Source organism: Pseudomonas trivialis (assembly GCF_001439805.1).
GTDB classification, from domain to species: Bacteria; Pseudomonadota; Gammaproteobacteria; order Pseudomonadales; family Pseudomonadaceae; genus Aquipseudomonas; species Aquipseudomonas trivialis.
Map to the genome: position 1 here is coordinate 249,360 of NZ_JYLK01000007.1, position 20,300 is coordinate 269,659.

General features: G+C 53.1%; 17 protein-coding genes. 8 read left to right on the forward strand and 9 right to left on the reverse strand.

Annotation, left to right across the window (positions count from 1 at the left end):
- Nucleotides 1-10 precede the first annotated feature (10 nt).
- From TU79_RS13375 to TU79_RS13390, 5 genes are all read left to right on the forward strand, one after another.
- A complete protein-coding gene (locus tag TU79_RS13375) occupies nucleotides 11-583 on the forward strand; it encodes a DUF2971 domain-containing protein (RefSeq protein ID WP_057008412.1) in 573 nt (190 codons plus the stop codon).
- Between the two features lie 238 nt (nucleotides 584-821).
- Entirely contained in the window at nucleotides 822-3,518 is a 2,697-nt protein-coding gene (locus tag TU79_RS13380) for an ATP-binding protein (RefSeq protein WP_231986790.1), read from the forward strand.
- Between the two features lie 281 nt (nucleotides 3,519-3,799).
- The gene (locus tag TU79_RS26740; RefSeq protein ID WP_269457971.1) at nucleotides 3,800-3,934 is read left to right on the forward strand and encodes a hypothetical protein; all 135 of its coding nucleotides are present in this window, start codon (nucleotides 3,800-3,802) and stop codon (nucleotides 3,932-3,934) included.
- 178 nt (nucleotides 3,935-4,112) lie between these two features.
- Nucleotides 4,113-7,016, forward strand: coding sequence for a UvrD-helicase domain-containing protein (locus tag TU79_RS13385; RefSeq protein WP_231986789.1), 2,904 nt, complete (start codon nucleotides 4,113-4,115; stop codon nucleotides 7,014-7,016).
- A gap of 123 nt (nucleotides 7,017-7,139) precedes the next feature.
- Entirely contained in the window at nucleotides 7,140-8,189 is a 1,050-nt protein-coding gene (locus tag TU79_RS13390; protein WP_057008413.1) for a restriction endonuclease, read from the forward strand.
- A 61-nt stretch (nucleotides 8,190-8,250) separates the two neighbouring features.
- On the opposite strand, the gene TU79_RS26600 is transcribed toward TU79_RS13390, so the two are convergent.
- The 3 genes from TU79_RS26600 to TU79_RS13400 all read right to left on the reverse strand — a co-directional run bounded on the left by TU79_RS26600 (nucleotide 8,251) and on the right by TU79_RS13400 (nucleotide 11,554).
- Nucleotides 8,251-8,403, reverse strand: a complete 153-nt coding sequence (locus TU79_RS26600) for a hypothetical protein (RefSeq protein ID WP_231986788.1) — start codon at nucleotides 8,401-8,403, stop codon at nucleotides 8,251-8,253.
- Nucleotides 8,400-8,594, reverse strand: a complete 195-nt coding sequence (locus TU79_RS26605) for a hypothetical protein (RefSeq protein ID WP_231986787.1) — start codon at nucleotides 8,592-8,594, stop codon at nucleotides 8,400-8,402. Before TU79_RS26605 ends, TU79_RS26600 begins: the two co-directional genes overlap by 4 nt.
- A gap of 332 nt (nucleotides 8,595-8,926) precedes the next feature.
- Entirely contained in the window at nucleotides 8,927-11,554 is a 2,628-nt protein-coding gene (locus TU79_RS13400) for an AAA family ATPase (protein WP_057008414.1), read from the reverse strand.
- Nucleotides 11,555-11,887: 333 nt separating this feature from the next.
- Here TU79_RS13400 and TU79_RS13405 point away from each other — a divergent pair, with 333 nt between their 5' ends.
- Nucleotides 11,888-12,517 (forward strand): hypothetical protein, encoded by a 630-nt coding sequence (locus TU79_RS13405; protein ID WP_057008415.1) that lies wholly within the window; start codon nucleotides 11,888-11,890, stop codon nucleotides 12,515-12,517.
- A 49-nt stretch (nucleotides 12,518-12,566) separates the two neighbouring features.
- On the opposite strand, the gene TU79_RS26745 is transcribed toward TU79_RS13405, so the two are convergent.
- The 5 genes from TU79_RS26745 to TU79_RS13435 form a co-directional block, all read right to left on the reverse strand.
- Nucleotides 12,567-13,019 (reverse strand): antitoxin Xre/MbcA/ParS toxin-binding domain-containing protein, encoded by a 453-nt coding sequence (locus TU79_RS26745; protein WP_346240021.1) that lies wholly within the window; start codon nucleotides 13,017-13,019, stop codon nucleotides 12,567-12,569.
- Nucleotides 13,020-13,024: 5 nt separating this feature from the next.
- Complete coding sequence (locus TU79_RS13420) at nucleotides 13,025-13,654, reverse strand: HAD family hydrolase (RefSeq protein WP_057008416.1); 630 nt, start codon at nucleotides 13,652-13,654, stop codon at nucleotides 13,025-13,027.
- Nucleotides 13,655-13,729: 75 nt separating this feature from the next.
- Nucleotides 13,730-14,227 carry a hypothetical protein gene (locus TU79_RS13425; RefSeq protein WP_057008417.1) on the reverse strand — a complete coding sequence of 166 codons (498 nt, stop codon included), beginning with the start codon at nucleotides 14,225-14,227 and terminating at the stop codon, nucleotides 13,730-13,732.
- Between the two features lie 218 nt (nucleotides 14,228-14,445).
- Complete coding sequence (locus TU79_RS13430) at nucleotides 14,446-14,712, reverse strand: hypothetical protein (RefSeq protein ID WP_057008418.1); 267 nt, start codon at nucleotides 14,710-14,712, stop codon at nucleotides 14,446-14,448.
- A 17-nt stretch (nucleotides 14,713-14,729) separates the two neighbouring features.
- On the reverse strand, nucleotides 14,730-15,461 hold the full coding sequence (locus tag TU79_RS13435; protein WP_057008419.1) for a metallophosphoesterase: 732 nt from the start codon (nucleotides 15,459-15,461) through the stop codon (nucleotides 14,730-14,732).
- A 225-nt stretch (nucleotides 15,462-15,686) separates the two neighbouring features.
- Between TU79_RS13435 and TU79_RS13440 the strand changes: the two genes are divergently transcribed.
- Together TU79_RS13440 and TU79_RS13445 are read left to right on the forward strand one after the other, a co-directional pair.
- Entirely contained in the window at nucleotides 15,687-16,142 is a 456-nt protein-coding gene (locus tag TU79_RS13440; RefSeq protein ID WP_057008420.1) for a helix-turn-helix domain-containing protein, read from the forward strand.
- A 219-nt stretch (nucleotides 16,143-16,361) separates the two neighbouring features.
- Entirely contained in the window at nucleotides 16,362-17,918 is a 1,557-nt protein-coding gene (locus TU79_RS13445) for a caspase family protein (RefSeq protein WP_057008421.1), read from the forward strand.
- Nucleotides 17,919-18,812: 894 nt separating this feature from the next.
- Here TU79_RS13445 and TU79_RS13455 read toward each other — a convergent pair.
- The gene (locus TU79_RS13455) at nucleotides 18,813-20,258 is read right to left on the reverse strand and encodes a hypothetical protein (RefSeq protein ID WP_057008423.1); all 1,446 of its coding nucleotides are present in this window, start codon (nucleotides 20,256-20,258) and stop codon (nucleotides 18,813-18,815) included.
- Nucleotides 20,259-20,300: the final 42 nt, after the last annotated feature.

Consider the following 20,300-nt stretch of genomic DNA (forward strand, 5'->3'; position numbering starts at 1 on the left):
GTCTTCACCGTTGGCGGAAAATCCCGACAATCTTCTGCTCTGGGCTCACTACGCCTCCAACCACAACGGAATGTGCTTAGGGTTCGAGTGGGACGAGACTGGCTTACCACCTGCTGAAGAGGTCATCTACCAGAACCGCTATCGGACGCTCGAATACTATTCGCACACTGAAGCTGAACTCGCCGCGATCTCTCTTCTGCAGAAATCGGCAGATTGGGCATATGAACGCGAATGGTGTTCTGTCGCTAAACCAGAAATGGAGTACACCAGCATCTTTGCGCCTGACGAACACTACGAACAAGAGCTAGAGGTGCTTAGGTCGAATCCAAGCCAGTCACCCTACTACTCCGAAGAGCAACTCAAAGAAAAATACACATTCCTGGTGGGTAATGTGACGGCTGAAGGTTCTGGGCCAGGGGTTTTCAACCAAAGTGCTCTGAAGGAAGTCGTGTTTGGCATGCGCATGAGTCAATCCGACGTGAAAGACCACATCAACACAATTGAGAGCTATGGGTTCAAGCCAAAATTTTTCCAAGCTCGCAAGAATGCCAAACGATACCAGGTGGATATCCACGAGCTCTAGGGCCTGGGCAGTAAGCCTTTTTGAGTACTCTGCATGGTAAGGCGCGAACCGTCGCCCACCATGAATGACCGTAGCGCTGGGGTCTGGTCATGCACACCCAGCGCGCTGGCCTAATCCAGTGCAAACGACTCGTCAGGTTGAATGCAATTGAGAGGTCGGTGGCAATGCAAACGGTTGGTCAAGCAGAATGCAATAACGCACTCCGCGGTTGATGCCAAGGAAAGCAGGAAGACACATCATGTCAGTCGATTACCCAACCCTTGATGAAGCCCAGGAAAAGCGGATCGCTGCTGTACATGGAGGCTTCCTGTATCAGCATCTGTTCGCGGTGGCTTGCCTGCTCAAAGCCAAGACATCAAACGTCCTGAGCGTGGTGATCGAGCGAGATGAAGACGTGGAAGTCGTGCTCGCCGATACCCGGATTTATGTCCAGGTTAAAACTCGCAGTGATCCCCTAATCCCGAGCGACCTCGGTACCGCCCTAGATCGGTTTCAGCTAATCCGTGAGCAACACGAGCAGGGCCTTCGACATGGCACTCCTCGCTTCGTGGTTGCCTCTAACCAGTCCCCTGGCCCGAAACTTAGTGCCCGTATCAAGCAGGGTGAATTGGGTGATGATGTGCAGTTCATCCATCCGGGCGAGATTCTCCCTGCGGAGCTTGCGTGCCTGCCGGGTTGCTGGACTGATCTGAGTAGCGCAGTGGCCGACTGTGTGAAGCTGGCAGAGACGATTCCTCATGGGGCATTGGTACCCGAATCGCTGGTATGGAAGCTGGCGGGAAAGGTGCAAGCCGCCGCCACTGGCCACCAGAACCTAGGTGGCTACACCTTCCACTCAGAATCGCTACCTGCCCTGTTCGAGCAGCTACTGACGCAGCTGCAAAGATTGCCGGCACTTCAAACCCACTATCTCCCGCAGATTGACGAGCCTGCACTCATCAACCGTGAGCGCATTCGGATCATCTGCGGCTTCTCCGGTGCGGGCAAGACATCATGGTGCGCTCAGGCCGCAATGCATACCCCGGAATCGTGCATCTATTTCGACGCACGTGAGACCGCGGGCCCGGCTTTCGCACGATCCCTGGTGAGGGAGATTGCCGGCGGGCTAGTCGACAAGCCCCATGAAATTGGCGAACTCTTTGCCCCGGACGCATCTGGCATCGATTCGATGACCGCACTGGGTCGTCACCTGGAGATCCAAGGCATAGAGCCATTGGTGATCATCGACAACGCTCACGAAATTCCTGCGGCAGATCTACAAGCCGTGTTCGGGTGTACCACGCAGATGCGGTTCATCCTCCTCTGCCAACCCGTCGGGTCGATTCAGGAAGTGGAGCAATTGTCGGGGGTGCGTCGGGAAGTGCTCCAGGGGTGGAACCTGGACTCCGTGGCGGCAGAGGCCTCTCGCCTGGGTGCCAAGGGCAATGTTGAGACCATGGAAAGGGTGCGCGTACTGACAGCCGGCATGCCGCTATATCTCCAAAGCGCCGCCAGACTCGCAGCCAAGGACTATGAGGGGGATCTATCCGCGCTTTGTACCGCGCTGGAGCAACAGGCCACGCTGGAAACGACAGCACAGGAACTCATTCTTACCAAGGTGTACCAGGGCCTCCCAGAAACCAGCCAGCACATCGTTACCCTTCTGAGTATGGTCGATGTCGCCATCACTCAAAACGAGCTGCAGAGCTTGATGGCAGCTTACGCAACAACACCTCCTGCTGCGGTCAATCAGGCCATCCGAGCACTTCGTGCGCTTGGCGTTTTGGAAGTGCAAGGCAGCCTCGAAATCAAACTCCACGATGCCATGCGATTGGTCGGAGCGGGCGAGTTGCACGCCGTGGCAGACTCACGCTTGCTGACAACCAAGGTGGTGCTCAAAGATCTGCTTCTGACTTCCCTGAAGCAAACGCGTAGCCACCATAAGCTCAGGCTGCTCATCAAGACGTTGATCGATCTTGAAGAGAGCGAGTTTCTCATTGAGCTGGCCGGGGAAGAGCTTTTCCAGGAAACGGGGCTAGGGCCACTGCTCATCGATTATCTAGAAAAGGCGTCCACCTCTTCTGATCTTGATGCAGAGACTAGATTTTGGGCGTTCGACTCTCTCTTCTTCATTACGAATCGATCGGAGAACCCAGAACAGAAATCGATCTATCTGTCCTCAATGGCCCAATTGGTAGCCAACCATCAGCTATCAGATCGGGCGGTACTTTCCTATCACCAAAAAAATATGGAGTGGCAGGGCTTACAAGAAAATGCCAAAGGTGTTCACGATGCTATCGAGCTCATCAAAAAATCACCCGCCCTGACCCCAGACCGACGTCTTACTTTGGATTACAACACCGCAGTGGCGCTATGGCGAATCCATGAAAACAAGGCTGCCGAAGCACTGATCGAGAAAGTCATCAATGAACACCTCAAGCTGCTCCAGATAAGTGAGCAGTGGATGCTGGGGCGCTCGACCAGCTCAGTCGTCGACCACCTCAGCAAGTTATCTCCGGAGGCAGCATTGGTAACCCACCTTGCAAATGCCTACGAAGTCAAAGCCATCCTACTGAAAAAACGAGGGGTGAACCCACAGCTCTATCGTCTGTATGCATGGAAATTTTTTGTGTGCACCCAGTCATTCAGTTCGGCTGTGAGAACTGGCCTGGACGCTGCTCAGGACATGTTGGATATGCGTGATTTTCACGCTGCCCGGACGATAGTGGGCAGCAACATTATCCCTCTCATCAAGCAAGCACACTTACTAGGCGAGCTCTCCAGTGCTCGCAGCTTCTACGCTGTGATCCTGGCCTACTGCAGAGACTTCGAAGCCGCCGACCGCGAGATGGCATCAATCGCACCGTTTCGCGCAGGGCTCACTGATGCCCAACGCAATGAGTTTGACTCCCAACTGAGCTTGATCGAGGACATTCGAGCGGGTCGAGTAAGGTAGACCAGCACCTTGATGCCCTCCCGTTTGGGGGGCATCGCGTCCGCCTCAGTCACATTCCAAGCCTAATGACTTGATGACCTAACGCGCTATTGCGACAGCGGCGTGTAAACCATTTTTTCACACTGTAAACCTGCGTGGTTTACACCACCAAAAACTGGTTTACACGTTTTCTGTCATGCGTGCTTGCAGGTGCGAAGCGTGCCGGTAAACAGTTTGCGTCGTTCATGAGCTTTAGCCGTTAGATGCAGGCGTCTCGGGCGCTCCACGGCAAGTCGGCGTTGATGCCAGGAACAACCAGGCGTCTGACATACGGCTCCAAGCGCATCGCCAGGCGTCTGACATACGGCTCCAAGCGCATCGCCAGGCCTCTGATCAAGCACTTCCGCTCGCCTGGCGACGACGTGCGCCGCTCCTGAGGGATCCAGCGAAATCCCGTCCATGGTCTTGAAATGTTGTGAGCATCGAGGTGGCATATCACAATGCCACTTCACTGGTGATACAGCGCTCTGCGTAACGCGCCAACAGTTCAGGCCCAGACAGCGTCGTGGGCAAGACCCGCCCATCATTCGAAAGGAAGTGCACCAGGCTCAGTTCATGATGCCGGTGCTGGTACAGAAGTTGACAGACATTAATCCACCCTGGTGGGCCCGATGGCTTCCATCAGCAGCGTATGCGCTGGGTATATTCAGTAGCGGCATTCAGATTCGCACACCCAAAGGCATCGAGAGCTTTGACTGGGCGGCCATCGGTCAACCGCCGAAACGTGCGCCCATAGTATTTCTGCACATGGCGTACGTCACCACGCCCCGGGGCACTTGGCGCCTTTACTTTCGAACAACTAAGCAACGCGATGCCGCTTGGCTGGAGCTCGTTCGATCTTGGTACATCCCGCGCATCATCGAAACCAAGGCACGCCTGGAAATGTTCGAACAAGGCCTTAAGGAGGAACGCTACCTTCGGACATCGAAATGGGAGCCCTATAGGCAGCAAGCGCTGTCCTGGGCAAGCACCTGCCCTCCCATTCCACCTGAGGGCATTCTCACTCCAGAGCACCACCGGCTGTTGGTCAAGATGAAGCGGCTTGTTCAACTACCCGAAGATTGGCTTACGAACTCCCGTGCATCCTACGTTGATCAAGCGCTGGTCGACTATCACGATCTCTTCGAAACGGTAGAAAGCCAACCGCTGACCACTGATCAGCGCAAGGCGTGCATCATCGACGAGGACAACAACCTGATTCTCGCCGGCGCCGGTACCGGCAAGACTAGCACCGTCATCGGGCGAGTCGCGTTTCTGGTTAAAAGTGGGCAAGCCAAACCCGAAGAGATCCTGATCTTGGCGTACGGCAATAAGGCTGCCATCGAATTGAGGGAGCGCCTGGAAAGCAAACTGGGCATCCAGGGCATAACAGCCGAAACCTTCCACCGGCTAGGCCGGTGCATCGTGAAGAAAGCAGAAAACAAGTCGATCGACATCAGCACCATGGCGACGGATAAAAAGGCCAAGGCCAAATTCGTCAACACGGCTTTCGAGGCCAAACAGCGTGAACCGGAATACCGAGAGCTGCTGCTCAGCTATTTTGAGCAATGGTTGCATCCGGTACGCAACCCATTCGAATTCCAGACGCTGGGTGATTACTACCGTTTCTTGGAAGACAACGATATTCGCACGCTGAAGGGCGAGGCAGTCAAAGGCTTCGGCGAGTGCGACATCGCGAATTTCCTCTTCAAGAATGGTATCGAATACCAGTACGAAGCTACGCTTAAAACCCCACTGCAATCCCCTGACCGAGCCACGTATCGGCCCGATTTTTTTCTTCCGGAATTCGGAATCTACATCGAGCACTTCGGTACAGATCGGCAAGGCAACACCGCTCCCTACATCGACCAGGCCAAATACCAAGCCGACATGGCCTGGAAACGCCAGGTTCACGCAGAGCGAGGCATCCCGCTGATCGAAACCTTCCACTATGAAAAACAAGAAGGCGTCTTGCTCAAGGTGCTGAAGCAACGCCTGACCAGCGCCGGCGTAGTGCTCAATCCTCTTCCTCCCGAAGCCATCTTGGAAACCCTCCGGGAGTTCGGTGTCATCTCGAAGTTCTCGCTCATCCTGACAGATATGCTGGGATTGCTCAGGGCTGCGAATCTTTCCGATCAGCAGCAAGCTGAATTGATCGCCGGAAGCGCTGACCCTGGCCAGGTCGGTGCAGCCATCACGTTGCTGGCCCCCATAGTCGATGCGTACGTCGATGCGCTGCAGGCCGAAGAGAAGATGGACTTTGATGACATGATCAACAAAGCCAACCAGTACGTCCTCGACGGCACCTTCAAGAGCCCGTGGAAATACATCGTGGTGGACGAGTTCCAGGACATTGCCAAGTCTCGGGCCGATCTCGTGCAGGCCCTACGCAGGGGCCAAGACGATGGGTCACTGTTCTGCGTGGGCGACGATTGGCAGTCCATCTTCAGATTCACGGGCAGCGATATCAGCTTCACTGCTGACTTCAAAAAAATATTCGGGCCAACGGAGTCCAGCGAGCTCAGGAAGACCTTTCGCTTCAACAGCAAGATCGGTGCAGTCGCCAGCCGTTTCGTGATGCAGAACCCTCGCCAGATCGTCAAGGATATCCAATCCCATACGGTCGCTGACACACCGACCGTGTCTCTCGTCCGCGCTTCGATGGCGGACGACAAGGCTATCGACGAGGTGCTTGAGCGCACTGTGGCGCATCTCAGTACCATCGCGAAACCCGGCTCCTCGGTCTACTTCCTCGCCAGGTTCAAACACAACCTGCCCGACCTTGATCCCGTGAGTCGAAGGTTCCCAAACCTGGTCTTCAAGAAGGACTCGATCCACAGCTCCAAAGGCAAAGAAGCGGATTACGTCATCATCCTCGGGCTGAGCAAAGGTAAGTACGGCCTCCCCTCAGAGATCGTTAATCACCCCCTCATTGAAGCCCTACAGCCGAAAGCCGAGGCTTACCCCCATGCCGAAGAGCGGCGGTTGTTCTATGTCGCACTAACGCGGGCGAGACATAGGGTCTACCTGGTCTGCGACATGATGAGGTGCTCACCTTTCGTACGGGAGCTGATCCAAGGCGATTATCCCTTGGAGCTTGAAGAGCTCGCTGCAAGCCCTGAGCAAGTGAACGCAATCCTCGCAAACTGCCCTGTCTGCACTCAGGGAAGCCTGGTAAACCGTGTAAACAGAACTACCCGCGCACCTTTTATTGCCTGTTCAAACTGGCCGCGCTGCACCCATATCGAGAGCGGCTGCCGGCGCTGCAATGCCCCCATGACACGCTCTGGGAGATACCGGGTCTGCGTCTCCCCTTCTTGCAATGGCTGGGTCGCCGTTTGCCCCAGAAGCGGTGGAAGCATGGTGTTTCGAGACAAGGCCAAGAGTTGGGGGTGTTCTGATTATCGAGGGCTGGACGAGGGCTCTTGTCGGCACATGGAGCGCAACATCCAGGCACCTCCGAAAAAACCGGGGACATGAAAGCGTCCCGGCACCGCAACCTCCGTCCTTAGGGGGCTAGACATGAGTTCCAGGTAAAAGATCCATTACCCACACCGGCATGATGTGTTAGGTTTTCGCCATTTTACCCGCAAGGAAAATGGCATGGAGCAGGAGCGAAGTCTTCGTCAGTGGTACACAGAGCTTTCAGAGCTTGCTCCAGATGCTGATGCCGTCGCGAAACGCCGCCGCGGCTATGACTTTGAAAAGGTCTTGAAGGGCTTACTGGAGTCAGAGGGACTGGAGCCCCGCTCCAGCTACAAATCTCCCGGCGAGCAAATCGACGGTTCGCTTTACCTGGATGGAGGCTTCCTTCTCCTAGAAGCGAAATGGCACGCGGATCCCATCCCAGCCTCCACCTTGTACCAGTTCAAGGGCAAGGTAGATGGCAAGCTTGTCGGGACGCTAGGCGTTTTCATTTCGATGTCCGGCTACTCTGCCGACGCGGTTGATGCCCTCATCGCCGGCAAATCGCTCAATCTGATTCTCTTCACCAAAGAAGACATGGATGCGGCCATAATCCAAGAGATCGGATTCAAGCAAATCCTGAAGGAAAAATTGCGCAAGGCAGCAGAGGAAGGCTTGGCGTTTTACCCTATCGTGACCGAATTGGTGAAAGCCTCCGCTTCGGAGCCCGTGCACATTGAAAGGGCTCACTACGATCGAGTAACAGGGAAAGTGCTGCGCAATGACACCCAACCTGCAACACCAACAGATCTGATCATTGTCTGCGAAAGCGACACTGACCGTGAGGTACTGGCCAATATTGTCCAACGCCTGCTGAGCGGCTCAAAATCCACCAAGAAAATCGAAATCATCTCAGCCCTGGGGAAAATTTCAGTACCACGAATTGCAAACAGCTTGCTGATGGCTAATCCCGAAGTACGAGTACTTACGGTAGTTGACAGTGATAATGACGTTGCAGGCTCACAACTCCTTCTGTCAAACAACATAGAGCCCACCAACTGGGCACCTATCATCATCGATCCGCAAATAGAAGAATGGCTTGGGCTTTCTGAGGAAGAAATGCGTCGCCTGCGTCGTGCCTCTCGCCTGAATCGTTCGCTGCAGGCAGTTGAACAACTCGACCTTGATCAGTTGAGAAAAACTGACCCTGTGTTCGACGCTTTCTGCCGTGAAGTACTATCGGCTTAATTACTGGCGGCAAGCGTGGGGCTCTATCTACAAGCCCCACATGCCACCATCGACCTCAGCCTCAAGCTTTCTGAGGTTTCAGGGCGATGACGGAGGTCTTCTGCGACTCCCAGTTGTCGTTGATCCAGTCAACAACCTTGGGGCGGCCAGACGCCGTGGACTTGAATTTCTCCTTGAGCATCCACTCCACGTAGAGGCGGAACTGTGCGCTCATGTCCTCACCGCTGTTGTAAACCACCGTTTTTTTTCGTCCGCCCAGCCCAGGTGGTTCAGGAATTCGAGCATTTCATAGCCTTCTTTACGACTCAGATGGCTAGCATCTTTGTGGATCAGATGCGGATTATCGCCCGCGGTTGCCTTCCAGCTGTAATCGTAACGCAGGTCGCTTTTGGTAATCCTTGGCATGGGGCATTTCTCATCGAGACCCGGTATTGGGCCTCATACTAAAGAGGGCTCCACGTGGTAGTTCAAGGTGAATAACAGGCCCAAGTCCTGAAAAACAGATTTCCAGAAATAGCGGTTTTCACAGCGAACTTCGAGATGCTCTCACCCGCCCATGCCCGCCACCTCCACGAGAGTGACGCAGGGGCCACGCCTCAGAAAACCTGACGGAGCGCTTCCAATCCGGGAGTATGATTGTCCAGGTGAAAAGCCAGCACCAATTCAATGGTTGGGGACGGCCCGCTCAAAGGTACAGAACGACGCCAGCAGGATGTACCTGCTGGTCATCCTCCCCCTCAACCGCTCCTCAGCGCTTCAAGACCCCGATCCATTGCCAAGGCAGCCGTAACGATCGTGTTGACGGCGGCTCGATCAAACTCATGATCTTGCTGAGAGTCGTGTGTCCCACTGTTCAGATAGCTCCATTCAATCGAGGCGCCGCTTACGTGAAGCAACGCGTCAAGCCCAGCGAGGAAGTCCTGGAGGCCCTGGGTAGGATTCGGAATCCTACCAAGCCCTGTTCGAAGCTTGAGACATTTGTTGTTCAACTCCCATTTGGCTCGGGGGCCTCCAAGCTTCAGCTCTAATCGTCCATCCTGACGTCTCCCAAACCATGTCCATGCTCGATCCGTCAAACTCTCGATTGCCGCCCGTGAATGGCGCAATGCATCGCGCTTCTCTTCAGCTTGCAACGCCGCATGGGCAAGCAGAACGTAATTCTTTGTGGGTGGGTCGGTGTCGATGCGTAGATGGTGCTCGCCATGGTGGGGAAGGAAGCGGTACCGACGAATCTGCGCTGCCCGCTGGGCGCCAATCTCCTGCTGGATTCGGTGCAAAAATTCCTCGGCATGCGAGGTGAGAATGACCTGCTTGGCATCGAGCAGACCGCTTTCAAAGAAGGTACGCCAGATGCCATCTCGATGCTCATCATCGATCGCGTTAACGACATCGTCGAAGATAACGATCGGGCAGTCCTCTGCGAGATTTTTTGCCAGAAGAATCGCCAGACCTAGGCACCGGATATGCCCTTCGCTCAAGATCAGCAACGCATCAAAACGCTCACCTGGCTGACCTACGAATTCGATTTCGATTTTCCCGTTTTCAGCCAACGGCAGCCATAGCGCATGGATCTGAGCTGGCCGTGGATCTTCCCGGTTGAACAGGTTGTAGAGATTCCGAGAACTGTCACCCAGCCCCTGCAGCAATTGAGCAGGCAATGCGGCCAGGTACGCCTGCAGCTGGAGTAGATAGGCATCGTAGGCCACCTTGATCCGCCTATTGTGCTCAAGCGCCAGCGCCTCGCGCCCCACCTCCTCGATCAATTGCTGATTATCAGCCTCGAATTGAGTGATCGTCGCTTGCGCCTGAGTGAACTCTTGAAGTGCTTGAGAGCGCATCAGCCTGCAGCGCTCGATTTCACCTCTGAACCCATCGAGCGTCTGACGTTGCTGTGCAAAGGTTTGTCTTTGCTCGACGACCTGACGGCTAGCAGCATCCGCCTGCTCAATGAAAGTCATCAGTTGCATCAGCGCTTGCCACGACCTCTCATTGTCACTCATCCAGGGCTGCAGCCACTGACCGACAGAACTGGGAGGAAGTACGGGCAATTGAGCTGCCTGGAATTCGTTTGGGCATACCTGTGACGCGACTTCGCACACCCGCCGCATCTCAATGAGCAACGACCGCAAGGCTTCATTGCAGTTATTGGTGGCGTCCACTGACCGCTGCTGCAAGGTTCTTAGCTCGGCGAGTTGCGCCAATCCCGTTCGCGCGCGTTCAAATGGATCATAAGCAACCCGATCCAGTGGCGTACCACACGCCGGGCACGCTGCTGCACCCTCTGCCAACTGCAGGAGGGAATCGTAGAGGTTGGAAAATGAAACGTCCGCCGCTCTGGCATTGAGCGCCTGCTGCGCTGCTTGGCTTGCCCCATGCCACTCATAGACCTGTGCGCGCATTTGCCATAGGCTCACAGCAGTGCACCCATGGATGATGGGTAACGGTGACTCCAGGACACCTTGCAAATACGCCAATTGGCCCTGCCTCTCCTGTGTGCCAAAAATCCAGTCGACGCAGCCTTGATAAGTGCTGCCCGGATAAATTCTGGCGGCCAAGGCCTCCTCTTCCTGAGCAATCCCTACGAGCCGTTGTGGATAGGCATCCAAGGTCTGCTGAGAGGCGGCAACCTGGTTGCGTCTTCCCTCCAATTGAAGTGCTTTGATGCTGGAAATACTAAGGTTTTCATCCAGCGTGGCATTGAAGCCCCGGACAAATTCGCTGAACTGGTCGACGCCAAACAAGGTCGCGATCAATTGGCGCTGATCACCTGGAGTTCTTGCGGCGATGCGACCGAAGTCATCGAGCCGGTTTTTCTCCACGAAGCAGAAGCGAAAGCTTGCTTCGTCTGCCTGCACCTGAGCCGCGGGAGCACCGTTTAGCGAACCCATCAACCGCGGCGCTACATGGCGCCCCAAGCGTGCGTTATTACAGTAGGCGCGGTTATCAAATCGCTTGGCCTCGGCCTCACTGATCGAGCCGAGCATGGCCATTTCGAGCGCTTCGAAAAAGCTGCTTTTCCCTGTCCCGTTCGGCCCGTAGATCAAGGTGATGTCACGACTTAAGTCGAATGACTCGGACTGCATGAACCCTCGAAACGGGCCGACCTCCAATCGATCCAGGCGCAGATGACTGCGAGCGACTTGAGCAAGCTGAGTGGCCCCGGGTAGGTCTGCATGTGTTTGAGCAAGCTGCTGAAGCGCGAGAGGAGCCAGCCTCGTGGAGCGCCCGCGTCTTTGGGTGCCTACCTCTGCGAGAACTTGAAGATTTTCCATGACCAGGTTCGCGATGCGCCGGACGTCATCGTGCACGGGCTGGCCGGCCAGATAGACCAAAAACCGCTGATATTCCGCCTGTAAACTCGACATGACCGCTCCGTATGTTGATCAAGTAACCGCACCCCCTCTTTGGGAAGCTCGGCAAAGAGCGTAGTCGGAAAAATGCGGTACTAGCATGCGGCTACTCCCAGACGATGAATGTTAGCGACCACTGTGCGAAGTGATAAGAAAAGCAGAGTTGCAATCAAGCGGCATTGTCAGCCAGTAGCGGCGATGGTAGTGTCAGCACCAGGTGCTCGGTAGGTGCCTGCAGTCCACACTCGTGAAGCTTTAGCACTATCGTGACCGTTGGAAATATCCCAGCCTGAATCTCATCAGGTTGCTTTGTAGTGGACGCCGAGCAAGCATTTCAGGAGCTGCTCCATGCAGATTACCTACAGCCACATCAAGAAAATCAAGCGTGTCGCGAAAGAACTGAAGCACACCCACCCTTCCCTCAAACTCGGCCAACGGCAAGAAATCGCTGCTGTCCAAGAGCTTGGTGTCCGGAATTACCATGAGGCGATGCGTCTGTATGACAGATGGCTCATGCAGCATGTCCACACTCCCCCAGGTGACACTGGCGTTAGCAAATGCTCGTTCTGTGAGTTCAGCTTCTCAGCTGACCTCAAGCAGGATCGTGATGATCATCGTGAGATCCATGAGCGCTACCATGAAGTCAGCGAAGCGTTGGGATATGTCCCGGCTGGTTTGATGGATCGCGAACGGATGAAGCGTGACGGACGTGTGCAGGCGTTTTCTACGGGAGACCTGGAAACAAGGATCGAAGGGCTACTACTGGCACTACGTGGCTGGTTCGACCGTTCCCTCTCCAGCGCGATCCACCGCGGATACTGGCGCAAACATCCGACGTTCGACGCCTACGTGTCTATGATCCAGGATACGCTCTCCGACAACTATGATGAGCTGAAAGCCGAGCTCAAAACCAGATACGGGTACCGCCCGGGACAAATTGCTCCCGGTGACAGTAATTGGTATACGAACGTGCGCTAATCCTGGTGTGGGCCTTATCTCATGGGTAAGGCCTGCTGGAGACCTCAGCTTACATGCAGCTGCCATGCTCAATCCGCATCAACCAATCAAGGACATCTGAGTACCCTGAAGGCTGGGACAGCAGGACGCACGGGGCTTTATGACCTAGCCCAACTTTGGGCTTTCTCATCCAGCCGTCTGCAAGCTCATTTCCGCCAAACACTTGCACGGCGATCACGGAGATCTGCTCATACCTCACCTTGAAGCAGCGGTGCTCCACACTCCAACAGGCCACGGGTGCTCGAACGCAACATGCAATAATTCCAAGCTCGCTCGTTGCTTGGAGCTCCCTGTCAGTCTTGAGAGACTTAGAACTTTCGGCTCGGTCTAAACAAGCGCGAGACTTCAGTTGCTCCACCATCCAAGCCTGCTCCTGATTGAAGTCATCCATCATTTTCTCGAACTCCGCAGGAGTAAGCTGATAATATACAGCCCGACTTTTCTCACTATCTAACCTTGGCATGAGGCTCAGTTCTGTGTGACTATTTCATTGTAGAATTCCACCAAGTTAATAAAGCGCCCTCCACCAGCGCGGTCGAGGTGAAAGCCCTGAATCCCGCAAACACGCGGCCCTCGCTCATCACACTTTTTTGAGTCACCCACCATGATGACCTGCCCTTGCTTAGTATCGATAGCATGCTCAAGTCCTAACAGACTGCACACAGATCGATAAATCATTGGGTCAGGCTTCATTACCCCCAACTCAGCACTAAGCGCATAACCATCAAGATCGGGGAGCAGTCGCCTCGCAACGTCACAGTAAGGCGCAGCCAAGTTTGAGCACACAGCGATTTTGATGCCACTGGCCCTTAACAAATCTATTGCTGCCAAGGCGTCATCAAAGATCCGAACCGATGCCAGTTCAACCTCTAGAGCGTGCTCAAGCTCTGCCAGTGCCCAAGGGCTCAGCGTGATGCCTAGGGTCGCTGCGGCCTCCTTGAGCCCACCGCTCAACTTCATGATCACGCGCATGTCACCAGGGGAAGCCGAACGCCCCTGCTCTGCCCCCATGCGAAGGAGACGCCGATAGGGGTTTTGGCGATCCTGGATTTCAAGGACTGTACCGAACAGATCGAAAATCACCGCCGCCGTTACCATGATTCACTCCTATCGCGACGAAGTCCGCTTTACACCGCGCTATCAGGCAAAGCCAGCTGTAATGGGTGAATTAGGCTAGCGCACTACTACACCATGCGCAGCTAGGTCATTTACCAATGTTTGGCGACGCAACATTTTCGGAAACTTGAAAATATTCCTGTAACTCAAATAAAACGCATAAGGGATGAACAACAAACCAAACCCGTAGGTAGCAGTCGCAATAATCACACCCGCAGGAACTGCAGCAACTCCATAGACGAGACCTTTAAGAATAGTGGATCTAGCGACACGTCGCACTTGATCAATATCATACTCAACTTTCCCGTTAGACTTCTCAATTGCAATGAGTATGATTGATTTCTTATTAAGATGCTTGTAATACCAAATGCGCGGCGTATCGGTGTTCTTGGCACCATGCCTTCTCAGGTATTCAAGCATTACCACTTGCTTAAAGTGGACATTATTACCTTCCTCATCTTCACATCGAACCATGCTATACAGAACATCAAGATCACTATTGCCCTGCAGATCGTAATTCTTGACAGTGAGCGTCCTCTTAATCAGGCCAGACATACCTTTCCTTCAGTAGTTAATTGAGCTTTTGCCCGAGGCGCTGAGCAGCCGAAAGTCTGGCTGGCATACCTGCCCCTCCGAATAAACTTCCACCGTCCGCGCCGTTGCTATCCCGAGGGAGATTCAGGCAGCGACAGCGCCCCTGGCTGCAGTGTTACAAATAAGATTTTCCATGGAGACCTTGCCTGACTAGACGGAGGTTCAGGCCCTGCCCCGATCTACGAAAGCTTGGATACGATCACGTAATGATCGTGGCCACCTAGACTACGCACCAGAGTAAAACCGCCCTGCTGACGGACAGACCGAACTTCAGGTGTCACTACAGTCATGCCGTCTGCGTTGACCCCAGAGAGATCTTGATACACCAGGCCGGTGTAGCGGTTACCCACCATCGCGGCGTCCAAAAGATATGCATCGATAGTCACGCCCCACTCGATCACGGTCGCTCGCACAACCCGCACGGGGAACTCGGTCAATTCACACACTCACTACTCTCCACTCATCAAACGATTTCAATGATTTTGCAAGGATCGAACCCGCATTGTTCCTGCGGATACCCGCGCTGGTTTGACAGTAAGCGGCACCCACCCAGCACCCTGTCGATCGAGTGGTGCGTGTGACCAAATGCCCAGAAATCCGCTTGCTCGACCAACCCATGCCATCTGTTGAAGTAGGCGGCACTGACATGCCCATCATGTTCGTCACCCGCCACTTCAGGTATTGGGCAGTGATGTGTTACAACGAAGCTCTTACCAGGAAACGGCTTGCTCAGTTCTCGACTGAGAAAATCCTTGCTGGCTGCGTTCTTGGCAATCACATCGGCTGGCCGTAGGCGCCGATAATTGGAGTCGGCCCTGATCACTTTGAAGTCGTTCATCTCGCGGGCGCACGTCATGCTCGCTGCGACCGCGTCGCCAGTGCTACCGAAATCCGTCCACGCCGTTGCAACCAAGAACCGCACATTGCCCACAATCACAGATTCGTTCTCCATCACATGGACATTGACAGCGGCTGCGGCCTTCATCTTTTCGACCGTACGGTCGATGTTGCCCTTGTAGTGCTCATGGTTGCCGGCGCAGTAGATCACCTTGCTTTTGAATGTCTCGTTTGCCCACAAAACACCTCTTGCTTGGATACCGATGTCGCCGGCGAGCACGACAAGATCAGCGGCAACATCTGGCGGATCGAAAGGCGTGAACTCGATGTGAAGGTCGCTGTAGATCAGTACTTTCATTCCTGGTAGGCCTTTCAGGTCGTGCTACTGCCGGTACGGTTAGCCCAGCCAGGAACTGGCTCTATCGCTGCCGGACTGAATTTCGACTTTTGCATATATTGAAGAACCGCTTGAGGCAGCAGCATGCAGGCAAGGCCGCCACCTCAAACGAGACAGACGATGACTATAGACACTTGCATGTGACAGAGCAAATTCAGCATATCGTTGCGTTTGCCAGGAACGTCAATGTCGCTTCGTACCGCCTATGCCGCAGCTCTGCAATTGCTTCGTACGCGAGGAGAGATTTCGCAGCGGGAGCTAGCAGACGCAGTCGACCCTAGCTATGTCAGCCGGTTGGAAGCAGGCACTCGATCAGTAACGCTGGACGTGAGTCATGAGCTTGCAAAGGCACTAGGAGTGGACCCGCTGACCTTGCTGGCACTGGCGTACGCTGCAGAGCGAGGACAAACGCCTCGACAGGTTGTTGATCAGCTTGTGCGAGACCTTGAGTCAACCGGATTGCTCGGTAGTGAAATACCGCCCTTGCCTTCTAAAAGGACGCATCCGGTGGTGGCAGCGTCCTTGGAGCTGAGAGCGCAGATCAGGGAGTTGATTGATCAGGGCTTTAGTCAGGCCGAGGTGGCGAGGAGACTGGGCGTTTCTCGTCAGACTGTCAGTAATCGCCTGAAGAAATTGTCTTGATGCTCGCGACATGGCGCGGCGTTGCACCCGAATGTCCGTAGGGACTCAACGAAGCGTCAACTTGACAGTAGGTCAGCCAATTAGAGGAAGGCCGGGGCAGCACATGCCGCCACGACGATTGAGCAAAAGAAAGCTAATCGCTAGCATGTCTTAGTTTGGCCCGCAGCAGGGTTGGCAATTATCAAAGTCAGGCGGTTCTCGCTTGCGGAGGGAGCAAGGATGGGTAAGAAGGTTACGGGAAGATCTGCTGGGAAGGCCATTGAGACTACTGAGATTTGCTCTGGCGGAGCACCGAAGCGTGTTACTGCGGTCGTGGTCGCCCTCGAAAACTATCGTAGGGATGAATTGCCGGTTGTAGATTTTGCGCATGCCGATGCAGATGGCTTCGCTGCCGCGCTTCGCCAGATTTATCCGGCTGAAATCCTTCACCTCGACGTAATCAAAGATGAAGACGCAACGCTGTCGGCGCTTCAAGCGGTGAGCTATACCATTCAAAATCTCGAAGAGGATGAACTTTTCATCTTCTATTATGCCGGGCATGGCTTCCATGGCGCCGGACAGAACCGGCTAAGTGCGTTCGATACCAACCGTTTCAACTTTGAAGGTACTACCTTAAGTCTACAATCTGATTTGCTTGAGCACTTGGAGGCAAGCGAGTGCAGCCAGGCTCTTATCTTTGTCGACGCATGCGCAGCAAACTTCGCGCAGGTGATCAATTGTCGCGACGTGATTTCAAATCTTGAGCCGCTGGAAGTCGAGAATTTCCTAGACGGCAACTGGTACTGTGGTGTGTTCCTCTCCTGCTCCCCTCAGGAAAAATCATACCCGGCACAGCCATTAGGTCACGGTATTTGGACTCATTTTTTGCTGGAAGCCTTGGAAGGACGAGCCGACGGCGCTCTACGTGACAGGTGGCTCACAGATGCTAGTCTTCGTGACTATCTGCAGTACGAGGTACGCCGGTACATCACGCATGAAATGACGATCAAGGCTTCCCAAACACCTCAGGCAATACTTTCTGGTAGCGGTAGCTTTCGCATTCGTTATATTGAGGAGCCTTCCATCGCGACTGCTCCTGCCAGCGACGTACTGGCGAAGATCATCTTCCAGAACAATACTGAATTTTTGGAGAGCGCTGAGACGGGCCGAATTCGCTCTCTAGCCGGATTTAGTTCCAAATACCGCGAGCCAATCGGCTTTTCCGAATCCGCTGATAAATTTTGCAGAACGCTGCTAGACACACAAATCAAGGAAGAAATACAGGAAATTTATCAAGCAACGATAGCTGCATTCGGTGCGCGCCGAAAAGACGTGCAAAAAGGTGAAGACTACGGTGCCGGCGATGTAGCGTACGAGTACTTCAGGTATTCGGTTAACAGCGGACAAAATCCTGACGATCACTCGGAGTTTGTGATCTATAGGACTCTGCAGCTCAGGGATGGATGGCACAATCACCGAGAAGCCATCGAAGATATCTTCGACCGTGACTTTGATCATCTAGTGATTGATTTCGCTCGACTGAAGCTCTCCTTCGATGACCTCGTGGACAGCCTGGAGGACGTCCGTGATGCTCACGGAGGTGAAATTGATGATGACGACAGAACCATGCGCGTCACATACTCCACGGGTGAAGCGGCGTTCACCTTTGATCTGAGGCGGCATAGGCTAGAGATTCAAATTGCTGGAGCTGATGCACTGGATATTTTAGATGGTGTGAAGCATTTCCAGCTTGGCAATGCTAAGCCGAGTCCTATGCTTGAGGCGCCATTAAAATAGAGATCCTCGCAATCCGCTGCTCGCATGGCTTTTTGAATCTCTCTTGCAGTCGGGGACATGCAGCTCCGCTCGATACCTGCGGGCCTCCGCATTAAGGCCTAGGGTCTGCGGAGCCAGCTGGAACGCACTGCGTACAGCTCTAGGCTCTGTACGATATTATATGTCGCAGAGCAATGCGAGTGCCGTCCAACCTAGGCAACTATCCAGAAAATCCTAGTTGCACCCAGTCAACTCATTTCCGAAGCTGGGCGTGAACACTATGTCGTCCGGGCAATCACTGCATATAGAGGTAAAGGGAATGCCCTCGCGCCTTGGTAAAGCCGACATACCTCAAAGACCAGCGCCGTCAAAAGCTCTGAGTATCGCCGCGATCTCTACGCCGTGACATCATTTACCTATAACAATAAGGAATTTAGGTACTAGCTGATGACGCACTCTCTACCCCTTTCAGTTGACATTGACCACTCAGCAAATTTTTCCGCAAATCACACGACGAGCAAAACTGAATCAATCAACCGATCCGTTTTCAGCGCATTGGTCTGGCCTATAGCATGGCGGATTTTGTCGCTTACGGCGTTCCAAACAACCCTTATTCTTGGAAGGCAAAATTTTTTTGCTGACATGTTAAATCTCGGATTAAACAAGATTCAGAGCGAAGCACTCCTGAACGCTAAACGATGGGATGCACGAATGGCGCTCGCCTGGAGCCACCTCACGCCTGCGGAGCGCAAGCTGGCACAAAACTTGACTACGCTAAGTATGAAAACTATTGGCCTGAACTTGGCTTCCTTGAACTTGATTGCATACGCAGCTACTCACTCGTTTACCGAGACGATGCCTATATCTGCTCAAGCGCTCCATAAACCACTCACTCAAAGCGAACCATAAGAAACCTCAATGCAACTCAGGCTCTTCCCCAAAATCCTCCAGAGAACTGACATGAAGAATAAAATCCTCAGGCCGCATAAAGAACTTAGAAACCGCCAACCTACAGTATTCCTCTGTCTTATTAAATATATCAACATTGCCAATCAAATAATCAGAAATACTAAAATCAACCCGATTAGGGACACAGATCTCAGTCTCATCCGAGAGAAACACATCAAGGAGCCGAACCTCTGAAAGGTCACAAACCCCTAGTGGCCGCTCACTCAAAACACTTCGATTATACAAACTACACGAACGTATAATTTCTTCATCAATTGCGCTGGATAACTCGGTTATATTTTTAAGAGAGCTTGAGAACATAAAACTATCAGTCATCCCATAATGCATCAAAAAACCATTAACACGTGAAGCCCAGAACTTCAATATGACAGCCAGTGGATTCGTTTTTAGAAGCTTAAGGACATGGACACGAGTTGAGTAGTTAGAGGTCTGCATCCACCCATAAATAAATAGTGCCGTTTTGAAAAAAATCACTGCCCTCGACCCTTCCCTCCGCATATCCTGAGAGAGTGTCGCGCCCGCATATTCGTTCAAAAAAAATCTCTCGATATACGAACTTATAGCAGAGCATGCAATCATATTTACATCCAAAGTAAAACGACAAAGCGTAGCAGTGAATACTAGTTGCTCCCTCAGCGTAAGCTCCCTAAAGTGGAGCTTTATCAGAGATATCAGCACTGTGTATTCTGAACGTTCCTTATCATCCAGTATTTTTTGAAAGCCCCTATTCACTTCATCAAGATACTCATCTTTTTCTGAGCAAGCCTCAAGGGCTTCGGCTGCAACTATCTTGACTAGCGTCTCATTAGCAAGAGCATTAGCCTCAAGAACAGCCAACATACTAAGCGGGACTTTTTGAATAACCTCATCACCGCAATTATAAATAACAAATATTAGCGGCCCAAATCGATCATCCACAACTACCTCATGAGTCATAGATGTCGTTCGGGAAAGCTGGAACTCACCCAGCTCCAGCAGCTCCTTGTGAGACCGCAACTCGGATACGTTCAAATAGAATACGGACAAAGCCTGCTCAACGCTCAAACCCTCTGAAATCCTTTTCATCAGATTTAACTTTCTGAATAAAAATTCCAAGCCCCACGATGTTGTTACACAATCATTAAAATGAGTAGCCTCATGTACCACTAGAGACCGGAAATTAACCCGCACGGGCCAATACTCATCCCACTTGTTCGGGAGTGTCTCTCTCAGCGCCTCCTCCAGGACACTCTTAGCAGGCGCCGTATAGTTTCTTATCTCTATAAGATTTGTGTAAAAATCGAAGTAACCCAACTCATTTGACGTCGCAAAAATTCTGCCCATAATAAAGCTACCAGATATAAAAATTGCTATTAATTTTAAAAAAATGAGAGCCACCCAGAAAGCTCTCATAAGTCTTGGAAAACCTTAGTCAAACTCCCAACTCACCACCTA

Coding starts and splice junctions, on each gene's coding strand:
- TU79_RS13380 (WP_231986790.1), top strand. CDS start 822: ATGTCAGTCGATTACCCAACCCTTGATGAAGCCCAGGAAAAGCGGATC.
- TU79_RS26740 (WP_269457971.1), top strand. CDS start 3,800: ATGCCAGGAACAACCAGGCGTCTGACATACGGCTCCAAGCGCATCGCC.
- TU79_RS13385 (WP_231986789.1), top strand. CDS start 4,113: ATGATGCCGGTGCTGGTACAGAAGTTGACAGACATTAATCCACCCTGG.
- TU79_RS13390 (WP_057008413.1), top strand. CDS start 7,140: ATGGAGCAGGAGCGAAGTCTTCGTCAGTGGTACACAGAGCTTTCAGAG.
- TU79_RS26600 (WP_231986788.1), bottom strand. CDS start 8,403: ATGAGCGCACAGTTCCGCCTCTACGTGGAGTGGATGCTCAAGGAGAAA.
- TU79_RS26605 (WP_231986787.1), bottom strand. CDS start 8,594: ATGCCAAGGATTACCAAAAGCGACCTGCGTTACGATTACAGCTGGAAG.
- TU79_RS13400 (WP_057008414.1), bottom strand. CDS start 11,554: ATGTCGAGTTTACAGGCGGAATATCAGCGGTTTTTGGTCTATCTGGCC.
- TU79_RS13405 (WP_057008415.1), top strand. CDS start 11,888: ATGCAGATTACCTACAGCCACATCAAGAAAATCAAGCGTGTCGCGAAA.
- TU79_RS26745 (WP_346240021.1), bottom strand. CDS start 13,019: ATGCCAAGGTTAGATAGTGAGAAAAGTCGGGCTGTATATTATCAGCTT.
- TU79_RS13420 (WP_057008416.1), bottom strand. CDS start 13,654: ATGGTAACGGCGGCGGTGATTTTCGATCTGTTCGGTACAGTCCTTGAA.
- TU79_RS13425 (WP_057008417.1), bottom strand. CDS start 14,227: ATGTCTGGCCTGATTAAGAGGACGCTCACTGTCAAGAATTACGATCTG.
- TU79_RS13435 (WP_057008419.1), bottom strand. CDS start 15,461: ATGAAAGTACTGATCTACAGCGACCTTCACATCGAGTTCACGCCTTTC.
- TU79_RS13440 (WP_057008420.1), top strand. CDS start 15,687: ATGTCGCTTCGTACCGCCTATGCCGCAGCTCTGCAATTGCTTCGTACG.
- TU79_RS13445 (WP_057008421.1), top strand. CDS start 16,362: ATGGGTAAGAAGGTTACGGGAAGATCTGCTGGGAAGGCCATTGAGACT.
- TU79_RS13455 (WP_057008423.1), bottom strand. CDS start 20,258: ATGAGAGCTTTCTGGGTGGCTCTCATTTTTTTAAAATTAATAGCAATT.